This is a genomic window from Streptomyces sp. TG1A-8, assembly GCF_030499535.1.
Lineage (GTDB): Bacteria > Actinomycetota > Actinomycetes > Streptomycetales > Streptomycetaceae > Streptomyces.
The window spans coordinates 4,374,625-4,387,295 of record NZ_JASTLB010000001.1; the positions used below are offsets into that span (position 1 = coordinate 4,374,625).

Below are 12,671 nucleotides of genomic sequence, written 5' to 3' on the forward strand. Positions count from 1 at the left end.
CGTGTCCGGGGACAGCGCCGCTTCGGCTCCCGGCCGGTCCGGGGCCCGTCCGGGGCGGCCTGTCGGCCGGAAGACGGCCGGTTCGCGCCGGGGCCGTCCCTTCGAGGGCGAACTGCTGCGGGGCGGGGTCCAGGGCAGCCCGGTCGTCCGCCTGTTCATGCGCTGGGTGCGCCGCCCGCTGCTGCCGGTCATGCGGCTGTGGCGGCGCAACATCCAGCTCAGGGTTGTCGCCACGACCCTGCTGATGTCGCTGGGTGTCGTCCTGCTGCTGGGCTTCGTCGTGATCGGGCAGGTGCGCAACGGCCTGCTGGACGCGAAGGTGAAGGCGTCCCAGAGCCAGGCCACCGGCGGGTTCGCGGTAGCCAAGCAGAAGGCCGACGAGGCCGCCGGTGGCACGGGGACCGGCACCGCGGACGGCACCGCCACCGCCGACGGACGGCAGTCGCAGAACGTCATCCAGTGGATGAGCGACCTCGTGGCGTCGCTCTCCAGCGGCGGCGCGGGCGCCTTCGACGTGGTGACGCTGCCCCTGGGCGACGACAGCGGCGGCGGGCGCAGCCCGCGCGGTTCCGGAAACGTCAGCCCGACCGACAGCGTGCCCGGCGACCTGCGCGAGCGGATCAGCAAGACCACGACCGCCGCCCAGAGCTACACCCGCATCGTCTACAAGTACGGCAAGGAGCCCCAGCCGGCGCTGGTCATCGGCAAGCAGGTCAACGACCCCAACGGCCACGCCTACGAGCTGTACTACCTCTTCCCGCTCACGCAGGAGGAGAAGTCCCTGAGCCTGGTCAAGGGCACGCTGGCGACCGCCGGCCTGTTCGTCGTGGTCCTGCTCGGGGCGATCGCCTGGCTGGTGGTGCGGCAGGTCGTCACGCCGGTGCGGATGGCGGCCGGGATCGCAGAGCGGCTGTCCGCGGGGCGGCTGCAGGAGCGGATGAAGGTCACCGGCGAGGACGACATCGCGCGCCTCGGCGAGGCCTTCAACAAGATGGCCCAGAACCTCCAGCTGAAGATCCAGCAGCTGGAGGACCTGTCGCGGATGCAGCGGCGGTTCGTCTCCGACGTCTCGCACGAGCTGCGCACGCCCCTGACGACCGTGCGGATGGCCGCCGACGTCATCCACGAGGCCCGCGAGGACTTCGATCCGGTGACCGCCCGGTCGGCCGAGCTGCTCGCCGACCAGCTCGACCGGTTCGAGTCGCTGCTCGCGGACCTGCTGGAGATCAGCCGTTTCGACGCGGGCGCTGCCGCGCTGGAGGCCGAGCCGATAGACCTCAGGGAGGTCGTCCGGCGCGTGGTGGGCGGTGCGGAGCCGCTCGCCGAGCGCAAGGGCAGCCGCATACGCGTGGTCGGCGACCAGCAACCCGTCGTCGCCGAGGCCGACGCGCGGCGCGTGGAGCGCGTCCTGCGCAACCTGGTCGCCAACGCCGTCGAGCACGGCGAGGGCAAGGACGTCGTCGTCAAGCTCGCCGCCGCGGGCGGCGCGGTCGCCGTCGCGGTGCGCGACTACGGCGTGGGGCTCAAGCCCGGCGAGGCGACCCGTGTCTTCAGCCGCTTCTGGCGGGCCGACCCGGCACGCGCGCGCACCACCGGCGGCACCGGCCTGGGGCTGTCGATCGCGCTGGAGGACGCCCGGCTGCACGGCGGCTGGCTGCAGGCCTGGGGCGAGCCGGGCGGCGGCTCCCAGTTCCGGCTGACGCTGCCGCGGACCGCGGACGAACCGCTGCGGGGCTCGCCGATACCGCTGGAGCCGAAGGACTCGCGGCGCAGCCGCGGCCCCGAGGACGCCGGGGCGCCCCGCGGGAGCGAGGAGAAGCGGGCGACCGTGCCGGTGCAGCCGGGCGGTGGACAGGCACCGGCGTTGCCCCCGCGCACGCCGGTCGCGCCGGGCAGGGCCGCCGCCGACCCCACCGCGCTGCCCGGCAACGGCAACGGGGCGCGCGTGGTGCCCCGACCCGGCGGCGCGCGGCACGCCGACGACCGTCCGGCCGGTCCGGTGGCCGAGCCGCACACGGACCGGCCGGAAGCGACCGGGCCGCGGGACTCGAACGAGCCAGGGGAGGCAATACGTGGGCGCTGACCGCGAGGGGGGCGCCCGGCGCCGGCCGGGGCGCGCGGTGGCGTACGCCGTCTGCGGAGCGGTCCTGCTGGCCGGATGCGCCTCGATGCCCGACAGCGGGGACCTGAGGGACGTCGAGTCGACGCCGCGGCAGGACACCGGAGTGCGCGTGTTCGCCATGCCGCCTGCCGAGAACGCCTCCTCCATCGAGATCATGCAGGGCTTCCTGGAGGCGCTGACCAGCGACGACCCGAACTACGACACGGCTCGCAAGTACCTGACCCCCGAAGCCGCGCGGGCCTGGCGGCCGCAGCTGTCGACCACCGTCCTGGCCAACGGGCCGGGCATCGAAGGCGACCGTCCGGAAGGCGGCCGGGAGGACGACGACAGCCACACCTTCGTCCTGACGGGCAGCAGGGTCGCCGCCGTCGACGCGCAGCAGGCCTACGCGCCCGTCGCGGGGTCCTACCGCGAGAGCGTGCACCTCACGAAGAGCGCCAAGAGCGGGCAGTGGCGCATCGACGCGCCGCCCGAGGGCGTCGTCATGGGCAAGTCGGACTTCCAGCGCAACTACACGTCCGTCAACAAGTACTACTTCGCCTCCGGCACGAGGGCCGAGGCGACCGGGCAGCCGGTGACCGTCGCCGACCCCGTCTTCGTGCGCAGCAAGGTCGACGCGATGACCCAGATGGTGCGGTCGCTGCTCGACGGGCCCACCAACTGGCTCAGGCCGGTGGTCAGGTCCAGCTTCCCGACCGGTACGGCCCTGCAGAAGGGCGTGTCGGGGCTGACGCCGGACGACCGCAACAGGCTGACGGTGCCGCTGAACGGCAGGGGCTCGCGGGTCGGCCCGGTCAAGTGTGCCGAGATGGCGACCCAACTGCTGTACACGTTGCGGAACCTGACGCCCACGCTGGAGTCGGTCGAGCTGCAGGGGCCCGGCGGGCACCGGTCGTGCAGCCTGACGCAGGAGCGCGCCGAGTCCGTCGCCTGGGAGGCGTCCGCCCAGCGGCCGGAGTACCTGTACTTCCTCGACGGCAGGCACCGGCTCGTCCGCCTGCCCAGCGGGGGCACGGGGACCGGCGCCGCCGCGGTGCCGGGCGCGCTGGGCACCGGCGACGAGGAGCTGCGGTCGGTCGCGGTCTCGCGTGACGAGCACACCGTGGCCGGGATCGGTGACGACGGCAGGTCCCTGTACGTGGCCTCGCTGGCGTCGGGCGGCTCGCTCGGGAACGCGCTGGTCACCAGCCAGGGGGCGACCGGGGACCAGCGGCTGACCACGCCGAGCTGGGACGCCCGCGGCGACCTGTGGGTGGCCGACCGCGACCCGCGCCGTCCGCGGCTGTACGTCCTGAGGAAGGGCGCCGGCAAGCCGGTGGAGGTCGCCGTTCCGGATCTGCCCGGAGACATCCAGGGGGTGCGGGTGGCCGCCGACGGGGTGCGGATCGCCCTGGTCGTGCAGAAGGGCGGCACGCAGTCCCTGCTCATCGGCCGGATCGAGTACGGGGACAAGCCGGGCGAGGAGCCGGCCGTCGTCGCCCCGCGTCCGGCCGCGCCCGACCTGGAGCAGGTCGGCGCCATGTCCTGGGCCGGGGACAGCCGGCTGGTCGTGGTCGGCAGCGAGCAGGGCGGCGTGCACCAGATGCGCTACGTCGAGGTCGACGGCTCCGCGCTGGACGGCCCGGCCCCCTCGGCCGTGACCGGGGTGAAGGCGATCGCCGCGTCCGAGGACGAGCGGGTGCCGCTGGTCGCCTACCAGGAGGACGGGATCGTGCGCCTGCCGTCCGGGGGGCAGTGGCAGAAGGTGGACAAGGACGGGACGGCGCCGGTCTATCCGGGCTGAGGGACTGGTCCGAAGGGGGGCCGCCGCGCGGTACCGCGCCGCGTCACTCGTGCGAGTGATGGTCAGCAGGTCTCGCTCCGCTTCGTCCACAGGCCATTTTCCACAGGGGTGGTCCGCCCCTGCCGGTCTTGGCACAGTGGTGGCCATGCGCAGGTGGTGGCAGGACCTCACCGACCTGGTGCTGCCGGCCGAGTGCGAAGGCTGCGGGGCACCCCGCACCCTCCTGTGCCCGAGGTGCCGGGCGGCTCTGGGCGGAGCCGGGCCGCGCCGGATCCGGCCGGTGCCCGAGCCGCCCGGCCTGCCGGTGGTGCACGCGGCGGCTCCCTACGCCGATGCGGTACGGGCGCTGCTCCTCGCCCACAAGGAGCGGGGCGCACTGGCACTCGCGGGAGCCCTGGGCACGGCCCTGGCCGGGGCCGTGCGCGCGGGCCTCGCGGCGCAGTCGCCGCGCGGTGCGCACGGCGGGGCGGCCGGAGCGGCGGGCGGGACGGACGGGCACGGCGGCGTGCCGGTCCGGCCGCCGGGGCCCGCGGGCGGGGCGGCCGGAGCGCGGGGTACCGGGGCCGTACTGCTCGTGCCGGTGCCGTCCGCCCGCTGGGCGGTGCGGGCGCGCGGGCACGATCCGGTGCGGCGGATGGCGCTCGCGGCGGCCGGGGAGCTGCGCCGCACCGGGACGCCGGCCCGGGTGGCCGCCGTGCTGCGGCAGCGCCGGGCGGTGGCGGACCAGGCGCGGCTCGACGCCAGAGGGCGCCTGGAGAACCTCGCGGGCGCGCTGGGGGTGGTGGAGGGCGGGACACGGCTGCTCGCGTCGGGCCGGGTCGTGCTCGTCGACGACCTGATCACGACCGGCGCGAGCCTGGCCGAGGCGGCGCGGGCGCTGCGGGAGTCGGCCGGATGCCGGGAACCGGGAGGAGACGGGGAGACAACGGCCGTGTACGAGGCCGCAACTCGGGAAGGTAGGGGTAAAAGACGAACAGGATCAGGAGCGGAGAGAGGGAACCGGATGCGCGGTGCACCGGAAAAAGCGATGCCGAACGCCCTCGGCGGGACGCTGCTCGCGGCCGTGGTCGCCGCTCCCCGGGATTCTTTCGAAATAAGCAGGAACCGGCCGTGAGCATGCGTCGTTGCAGGTAGTGACAGGTCTATTCACCTGAACGGAGGTAAGCCGCTGTAGAGGGTGACGACATCCGTCCGGGCGAGATATGTTCGGTTGTGAGGAAAGGCGCAGGCCACACCCCTCATATCCGATTGCCACGCCGCGGACTTTCCGTAATCACCTGCGCCGGTGGGGTGGAGATCCCGCCCGTGGGGGAGGAGGAGGTGGAAGTCACCGAGTCCGAGGTTCCGGGGTTCACCGGAACCGGGTGCAAAAGGAGATGCTCCGCCGACGGAGCGGAGCGATCCGGGAACGGAGTTCTGCGTGGACATCGTCGTCAAGGGCCGCAAGACCGAGGTGCCCGAGCGGTTCCGCAAGCACGTGGCCGAGAAGCTGAAGCTGGAGAAGATCCAGAAGCTCGACGGCAAGGTGATCAGCCTCGACGTCGAGGTGTCCAAGGAGCCCAACCCCCGACAGGCCGACCGTTGCGACCGGGTGGAGATCACCCTCCGCTCGCGTGGTCCGGTGATCCGGGCGGAGGCGGCGGCCAGCGACCCGTACGCGGCACTCGACCTGGCCGCGGAGAAACTGGACGCCCGGCTGCGCAAGCAGCACGACAAGCGTTTCTCGCGCCGCGGTGCGAAGCGGATCCCCGCAGCCGAGGTCGCCGACCACGTGCCGGACGCGGTGACGCTCAACGGCGATGGCCTGCCCGTCCACGACGAGGAGACGGACGCAGTGCCGGTCAAGAAGATCGGCTCGCTGGAGGTCAAGGGCGAAGGCCCCCTCGTCGTCCGTGAGAAGACCCACGTCGCCTCCCCGATGAGCCTCGACCAGGCGCTCTACGAGATGGAACTGGTCGGCCACGACTTCTACCTGTTCGTCGACGCCGAGACCAAGGAACCGAGCGTCGTCTACCGGCGGCACGCCTACGACTACGGCGTCATCCACCTCAGCACCGATCCGATGGTCACCGAGGCGCAGCCCCCCGCGGCCGGGGACACGCTGGGCGGCTGATCCCGCCCGGCCGAGGCCGAACCGGTGCCCCTGGAGCGCGTGTGCGCCCCCAGGGGCACCGGCGTGCGACGACTTCGCGCCTCGCACGTCACCGTGGTGTCGTCCAGGCATGAAATCATGGCCGCACCGGCCCAACCGGTGGGCCGCTGCCTTGCGTTGGCGATGGCACAGGACCACAGGCCACAGCCTTCAGGGGGAGGAACGATGGCGGACACCTTCGGACCGATGCGGGACGCGGACGCCGACGACGGTGTCATCGGCGCGGTCCCCGGCGGGGATTCCGACGCGGACACTCCACGCAAGGAGCCGATCAGGGTCCTGGTCGTCGACGACCACGCCCTCTTCCGACGCGGACTGGAGATCGTGCTCGCGGCCGAGGAGGACATCCAGGTCGTGGGCGAGGCGGGCGACGGCGCCGAGGCCGTCGACAAGGCCGCCGACCTGCTGCCCGACATCGTGCTGATGGACGTGCGGATGCCCAAGCGCGGCGGGATCGAGGCCTGCACCTCCATCAAGGAGGTCGCGCCCAGCGCCAAGATCATCATGCTGACGATAAGCGACGAGGAAGCCGACCTCTACGAGGCGATCAAGGCGGGCGCGACCGGCTACCTCCTCAAGGAGATCTCCACCGACGAGGTGGCCACCGCCATCCGCGCGGTGGCCGACGGGCAGTCGCAGATCAGCCCGTCCATGGCGTCCAAGCTGCTCACCGAGTTCAAGTCGATGATCCAGCGCACCGACGAACGCCGGCTGGTGCCGGCGCCGCGGCTGACCAACCGTGAGCTGGAGGTCCTCAAGCTCGTCGCCACGGGCATGAACAACCGGGACATCGCCAAGGAACTGTTCATCTCCGAGAACACCGTGAAGAACCACGTCCGCAACATCCTGGAGAAGCTCCAACTGCACTCCAGGATGGAGGCGGTGGTCTACGCGATGCGCGAGAAGATCCTTGAGATCCGCTAGCCCCTAGCCCAGGAGGCGGCCGAGTTCCGCGGTGAGGGGGGCGCGCAGTTCGGGAGCGTCCACGCGTTCCACGCGCACGTCCGTGCAGTCCACCCAGCTCGCCGCCTCGACCAGGGCCCGGGCGACCGCCGGCACCGCCTTCGGGCCGTCCAGGGTGACCTGTCTGCCGACCAGCGTGCGTCCCTCGCGGGCCGGGTCGACGCGGCCGACCAGACGGCCGCCGGACAGCACCGGCATGGCGAAGTAGCCGTACACCCGCTTCGGCTTGGGGACGTAGGCCTCCAGGCGGTGGGTGAAGCCGAAGATCCGCTCCGTGCGCGCGCGTTCCCAGACCAGCGAGTCGAACGGGGACAGCAGCGCGGTGCGGTGACGGCCGCGCGGGGGCGTCGCCAGGGCCGCCGGGTCCGCCCAGGCCGGCCTGCCCCAGCCCTCGACCTCGACCGGTACCAGACCGGAGTCGGCGATCACCGCGTCGACCTGCTCGCCCTTGAGCCGGTGGTAGTCGGCGATGTCCGCGCGCGTACCGACGCCGAGGGACTCGCCGGCCAGCCGGACCAGGCGGCGCAGGCACTCGGCGTCGTCCAGGTCGTCGTGCAGCAGTGCCTCCGGGACGGCGCGCTCGGCGAGGTCGTACACCCGCTTCCAGCCGCGGCGCTCGACGCACACCACCTCGCCGTACATCAGCGCGCGTTCCACGGCGACCTTGGTGCCGGACCAGTCCCACCAGTCGTTCGTCTTCTTCGCGCCGCCCAGTTCCGTCGCCGTCAGCGGGCCTTCGACGCGCAGTTGCTTGATGACCTGCTCGTAGGCGCCGTCGGGCAGCTCGTGGTTCCAGTGCGGGCGGCCGCGGTAGGCGCGGCGGCGGAAGGCGAAGTGGGGCCACTCCTCGATCGGGAGGATGCACGCGGCGTGCGACCAGTACTCGAAGGCGTGCGTGCCGCCCCAGTACGCGGCCTCGACCGTCTTGCGGCCGACCGCGCCCAGGCGGGCGTAGGGCACGAGTTCGTGCGAGCGGGCCAGCACCGAGATCGTGTCCAGCTGGACCGCGCCGAGGTGGCGGAGCACCCCGCGGACACCCGCCCGCCGGTCGGGCGCGCCGAGGAAGCCCTGGGCCCGCAGGGCGATACGGCGGGCGTCGTCCGCGGTGAGGGTGAGGTCGGGGCGCGGAAGGGTCGTCATGAGTCGGACGATAGGCGGTGGCACCGACAGTGTGCAGCGGCCCGGGGCGCGTTCCGGACCGGGTCAGGTCCGCGCGGGCAGGTACGGTGCCGTCGACGGCAGGCCCAGGTCCGACGGCAGCAGGGAGCCGACCCAGCAGTCCCGGCGCACGCCCTTGTTGTTCACGGCCGAGCGCAAGGTGCCCTCGACGGTGAAGCCGGCGCGCTCCGCGACCGCGCGGGAGGCGCGGTTGCCCACCTCGGCGCGCCATTCGACGCGGTCGACGGCGACCTCCGTGAAGATCCACCGGCAGGCGGCCAGGACGGCCTCGGTGATGTGGCCGCGGCCGCGGTGTTCCCGCGCGGCCCAGAAACCGACCTCCGCCACGCCCAGCGCGCGCATCGTCAGGCCGAGCATGCCGGCGAGCTGCCCGCCGGTGAGGAAGACGCCGAAGGTGAACATCGAACCCTGCGCCCAGCCCTCCGGGACCGTCTGCCCGGTGAAGCCCGCGGCGTGCTCGGGCAGGTAGGGCGAGGGGACCGTGGTCCAGCGCTGGATGTCCGGGTCCTGCGCGGCGGCGTACACCGCCCCGGTGTCGTCCGGGCCGACGGTGCGCAGCACGAGGCGGTCGGTGGTGAGCGTGACGGGTTCCATCGGCCGATTCTGTTCGCGCGGCCCGCGCGACGCCAACCGGATTCACCGTGGGTGACCCGACGATCACGGTTAGCGCAATTCCTCCCGCCGGTGCGGCACTATCTCCGTGACCCGCCCGTTGTCCCGGGTGCGGCAGCCGCCGTGACGCCAGGCCTCCCGGGGCAGCCGGGTCCTCGCATACGATGGCCGTTGCTCAGTACGTCACAAGGAAAACCGACCGTGCCAGGCCCGACCGGCAAGGAGACCAGCCCCCGTGTCCGTCCTCTCGAAGATCATGCGTGCAGGCGAAGGCAAGATCCTGCGCAAGCTGCACCGCATCGCGGACCAGGTCAACTCCATCGAAGAGGACTTCGTCGACCTCTCCGACGCCGAGCTGCGGGCCCTCACCGACGAGTACAAGCAGCGCTACGCCGACGGTGAGAGCCTGGACGACCTGCTGCCCGAGGCCTTCGCCACCGTCCGCGAGGCCGCCAAGCGCGTCCTCGGCCAGCGCCACTACGACGTGCAGCTGATGGGGGGCGCCGCCCTCCACCTCGGTTACGTGGCCGAGATGAAGACCGGTGAGGGCAAGACCCTCGTCGGCACGCTGCCCGCGTACCTGAACGCCCTGTCCGGAGACGGCGTCCACCTCATCACGGTCAACGACTACCTGGCCGAGCGCGACTCCGAGATGATGGGCCGCGTCCACAAGTTCCTGGGTCTGAACGTCGGCTGCATCCTCGCCAACATGACGCCGGCCCAGCGCCGCGAGCAGTACGCGTGCGACATCACCTACGGCACGAACAACGAGTTCGGCTTCGACTACCTGCGCGACAACATGGCGTGGTCGCAGGACGAGCTGGTGCAGCGCGGCCACAACTTCGCCATCGTGGACGAGGTCGACTCCATCCTCATCGACGAGGCCCGTACGCCGCTGATCATCTCCGGCCCGGCCGACCAGGCCACCAAGTGGTACGGCGACTTCGCCAAGCTGGTCACGCGCCTCAAGCGCGGCGAGGCCGGCAATCCGCTCAAGGGCGTCGAGGAGACCGGCGACTACGACGTCGACGAGAAGAAGCGCACGGTCGCCATCCACGAGTCCGGTGTCTCCAAGGTCGAGGACTGGCTGGGCATCGACAACCTCTACGAGTCGGTGAACACCCCCCTCGTGGGCTACCTGAACAACGCCATCAAGGCCAAGGAACTGTTCAAGAAGGACAAGGACTACGTCGTCATCGACGGCGAAGTCATGATCGTCGACGAGCACACCGGCCGTATCCTCGCCGGCCGCCGCTACAACGAGGGCATGCACCAGGCGATCGAGGCGAAGGAAGGGGTGGACATCAAGGACGAGAACCAGACGCTCGCCACGATCACCCTGCAGAACTTCTTCCGCCTCTACAAGAAGCTCTCCGGCATGACCGGTACGGCGATGACCGAGGCCGCCGAGTTCCACCAGATCTACAAGCTCGGCGTGGTCCCGATCCCGACCAACAGGCCGATGGTCCGCAAGGACCAGTCGGACCTCATCTACCGCACCGAGGTGGCCAAGTTCGAGGCGGTCGTGGACGACATCGCCGAGAAGCACGAGAAGGGCCAGCCGATCCTCGTCGGCACCACGTCCGTCGAGAAGTCGGAGTACCTCTCCCAGCAGCTCAGCAAGCGCGGCATCCAGCACGAGGTGCTGAACGCCAAGCAGCACGAGCGCGAGGCGTCGATCGTCGCCCAGGCCGGCCGCAGGGGCGCCGTGACGGTGGCCACCAACATGGCCGGCCGCGGTACGGACATCAAGCTCGGCGGCAACCCCGAGGACCTCGCCGAGGCGGAGCTGCGCCAGCGCGGCCTCGACCCCGAGGAGCACATCGAGGAGTGGGCCGCGGCCCTGCCCGCCGCCCTGGAGAAGGCCGAGCAGGCCGTCAAGGCGGAGAAGGAGGAGGTCGAGGCGCTCGGCGGCCTCTACGTCCTCGGCACCGAACGGCACGAGTCGCGGCGCATCGACAACCAGCTGCGCGGCCGTTCCGGCCGTCAGGGCGACCCCGGCGAGTCCCGTTTCTACCTCTCCCTGGGCGACGACCTGATGCGCCTGTTCAAGGCCCAGATGGTCGAGCGCGTGATGTCGATGGCGAACGTGCCCGACGACGTGCCGATCGAGAACAAGATGGTCACCCGCGCCATCGCCTCCGCCCAGGCCCAGGTCGAGACGCAGAACTTCGAGACCCGCAAGAACGTCCTGAAGTACGACGAGGTGCTCAACCGGCAGCGCGAGGTCATCTACGGCGAGCGCCGGCGCGTCCTGGAGGGCGAGGACCTGCAGGAGCAGATCCAGCACTTCATGGACGACACCATCGACGCCTACATCGCCGCCGAGACCGCCGAGGGCTTCCCCGAGGACTGGGACCTGGACCGGCTGTGGGGCGCCTTCAGGCAGCTCTACCCGGTGCGGGTCACCATCGAGGAGCTGGAGGAGGCGGCCGGTGACCGGGCCGGTCTGACCGCCGAGTTCATCTCCGAGTCCATCAAGGACGACATCCACGAGCAGTACGCGGCCCGTGAGGCGCAGCTCGGCTCCGAGATCATGCGGGAGCTGGAGCGCCGGGTCGTGCTGTCGGTCCTGGACCGCAAGTGGCGCGAGCACCTCTACGAGATGGACTACCTCCAGGAGGGCATCGGCCTGCGCGCGATGGCGCAGAAGGACCCGCTGGTCGAGTACCAGCGGGAGGGCTTCGACATGTTCACCGCGATGATGGAGGGCATCAAGGAGGAGTCCGTCGGCTACCTGTTCAACCTGGAGGTCCAGGTCGAGCAGCAGGTCGAGGAGGTGCCGGTCGAGGACGCCCAGCCGGTGGCGGAGGGCGTCCAGGACACCGTGCCGGCGCAGGCGGGCGCGCGTCCGGAGATCCGGGCCAAGGGGCTGGACGTGCCGCAGCGGCGCGACCTGCACTTCTCCGCGCCGACCGTGGACGGCGAGGGCGGCATCGTCGAGCGCGACCTGGAGGACGAGGACGGCGTGCGGTCCGAGTCCGACGGGCTCACCCGGGCCGAGCGGCGCCGCCAGGCCAAGGGCGGGCGGCGCCGCAAGAAGTAGCCCGCGGCGCTGGAACCACTGGCAGGGGCCGGGTCCCCCCCGAGGGGGACCCGGCCCCTGCGCGTGGGGCCGGACGGCGGGTGGGCCGCCCGTGGCTACGCCGGTCCGCCGGGCGGGCCCGGGGCGTCCGTTTCCACCGCCACGCAGCGCCAGCGCAGGTCGTGGCCCTGTTCCAGGCGGAAGGCGAGGGCGCGCAGCCGATCGCCCACGGCGACGCGGGCGAAGACCTCCAGCGCCCCGGTGCGGGGGACGTAGTAACCGATGTCGCGGACCAGGGGGCGGGTGCCGGGGGCGCGCAGGGGGCCGTGCTCGGCGAGGCGGGCGAGGTCGTCGTAGGCGCGGCCGGCGGTGTGCCGGAGCATCCAGTGGACGGGGCGCTGACCGCTCAGGACGGCCACGAGGCGGTCGGCGAAGAGGTCGGTGGGGCGAGGGCGGGGAGCGGCCGGGGGCGGCGCCGCGGGGAGCCTTCCCGCGCCTTCGGGCGTCGCGGGCGAAGAGGCCCCCGGGCCGCGGCCGGTGGCCGGGGAGGCGGTGGGGGCCGCCCTGTCCCCGATCGGCGTGCGGGGCGGGGCGCCGCCGGGGCGGCGGGGGTCGCGGCGGGTCGGGGGACGGTGGCGCGGGCGGGGCTGGGGGGTGCGGCTCATGACCTTGTTCACGGGGTCCCCGTTTCGGTGGGCAGGACGTACCGGGCGGTAACTCGCTGTGGGGATCTTGTACGGGGTGGGGGACGCGGTGGCAAGGAAGCGGACCGGGCGCCGCAGGACCCGTGGAGTTCACCTATCCGAGTGACCGCCGGGTGCGGAAACCCCGTGGT

9 protein-coding genes are annotated in these 12,671 nt (G+C 72.2%); 6 read left to right on the forward strand and 3 right to left on the reverse strand.

Annotated features, from left to right (window positions below):
* Window position 1: 1 nt before the first annotated feature.
* The 5 genes from mtrB (at window position 2) to QQY24_RS19220 (ending at window position 6,981) form a co-directional block, all read left to right on the forward strand.
* Entirely contained in the window at window positions 2-2,083 is a 2,082-nt protein-coding gene (gene mtrB, locus QQY24_RS19200) for an MtrAB system histidine kinase MtrB (RefSeq protein ID WP_301973920.1), read from the forward strand.
* On the forward strand, window positions 2,073-3,905 hold the full coding sequence (locus tag QQY24_RS19205; RefSeq protein ID WP_301973921.1) for an LpqB family beta-propeller domain-containing protein: 1,833 nt from the start codon (window positions 2,073-2,075) through the stop codon (window positions 3,903-3,905). Before mtrB ends, QQY24_RS19205 begins: the two co-directional genes overlap by 11 nt.
* 145 nt (window positions 3,906-4,050) lie before the next feature.
* Window positions 4,051-5,019: a ComF family protein gene (locus QQY24_RS19210; protein ID WP_301973922.1), complete on the forward strand. Its 969-nt coding sequence runs from the start codon at window positions 4,051-4,053 to the stop codon at window positions 5,017-5,019.
* A gap of 306 nt (window positions 5,020-5,325) precedes the next feature.
* On the forward strand, window positions 5,326-6,018 hold the full coding sequence (gene raiA, locus QQY24_RS19215) for a ribosome-associated translation inhibitor RaiA (RefSeq protein WP_301973923.1): 693 nt from the start codon (window positions 5,326-5,328) through the stop codon (window positions 6,016-6,018).
* A 204-nt stretch (window positions 6,019-6,222) separates the two neighbouring features.
* Window positions 6,223-6,981, forward strand: coding sequence for a response regulator transcription factor (locus QQY24_RS19220; protein WP_301973924.1), 759 nt, complete (start codon window positions 6,223-6,225; stop codon window positions 6,979-6,981).
* 3 nt (window positions 6,982-6,984) lie between these two features.
* Here QQY24_RS19220 and QQY24_RS19225 read toward each other — a convergent pair whose 3' ends face one another.
* Both QQY24_RS19225 and QQY24_RS19230 read right to left on the reverse strand, forming a co-directional pair.
* Window positions 6,985-8,160 carry a winged helix-turn-helix domain-containing protein gene (locus QQY24_RS19225; RefSeq protein WP_301973925.1) on the reverse strand — a complete coding sequence of 392 codons (1,176 nt, stop codon included), beginning with the start codon at window positions 8,158-8,160 and terminating at the stop codon, window positions 6,985-6,987.
* Window positions 8,161-8,223: 63 nt separating this feature from the next.
* Window positions 8,224-8,793, reverse strand: coding sequence for a GNAT family N-acetyltransferase (locus QQY24_RS19230; protein ID WP_301973926.1), 570 nt, complete (start codon window positions 8,791-8,793; stop codon window positions 8,224-8,226).
* Window positions 8,794-9,046: 253 nt separating this feature from the next.
* On the opposite strand from QQY24_RS19230, the gene secA reads away from it, so the two are divergent.
* The gene (gene secA / locus QQY24_RS19235) at window positions 9,047-11,857 is read left to right on the forward strand and encodes a preprotein translocase subunit SecA (protein ID WP_301973927.1); all 2,811 of its coding nucleotides are present in this window, start codon (window positions 9,047-9,049) and stop codon (window positions 11,855-11,857) included.
* Window positions 11,858-11,952: 95 nt separating this feature from the next.
* On the opposite strand, the gene QQY24_RS19240 is transcribed toward secA, so the two are convergent.
* The gene (locus tag QQY24_RS19240) at window positions 11,953-12,513 is read right to left on the reverse strand and encodes an Rv3235 family protein (RefSeq protein ID WP_301973928.1); all 561 of its coding nucleotides are present in this window, start codon (window positions 12,511-12,513) and stop codon (window positions 11,953-11,955) included.
* Between the last annotated feature and the right edge of the window lie 158 nt (window positions 12,514-12,671).

Excerpts from the sequence above, each read along its gene's own strand:
- QQY24_RS19210 (WP_301973922.1), top strand. The coding sequence starts at position 4,051 with ATGCGCAGGTGGTGGCAGGACCTCACCGACCTGGTGCTGCCGGCCGAG.
- QQY24_RS19220 (WP_301973924.1), top strand. The coding sequence starts at position 6,223 with ATGGCGGACACCTTCGGACCGATGCGGGACGCGGACGCCGACGACGGT.
- QQY24_RS19225 (WP_301973925.1), bottom strand. The coding sequence starts at position 8,160 with ATGACGACCCTTCCGCGCCCCGACCTCACCCTCACCGCGGACGACGCC.
- QQY24_RS19230 (WP_301973926.1), bottom strand. The coding sequence starts at position 8,793 with ATGGAACCCGTCACGCTCACCACCGACCGCCTCGTGCTGCGCACCGTC.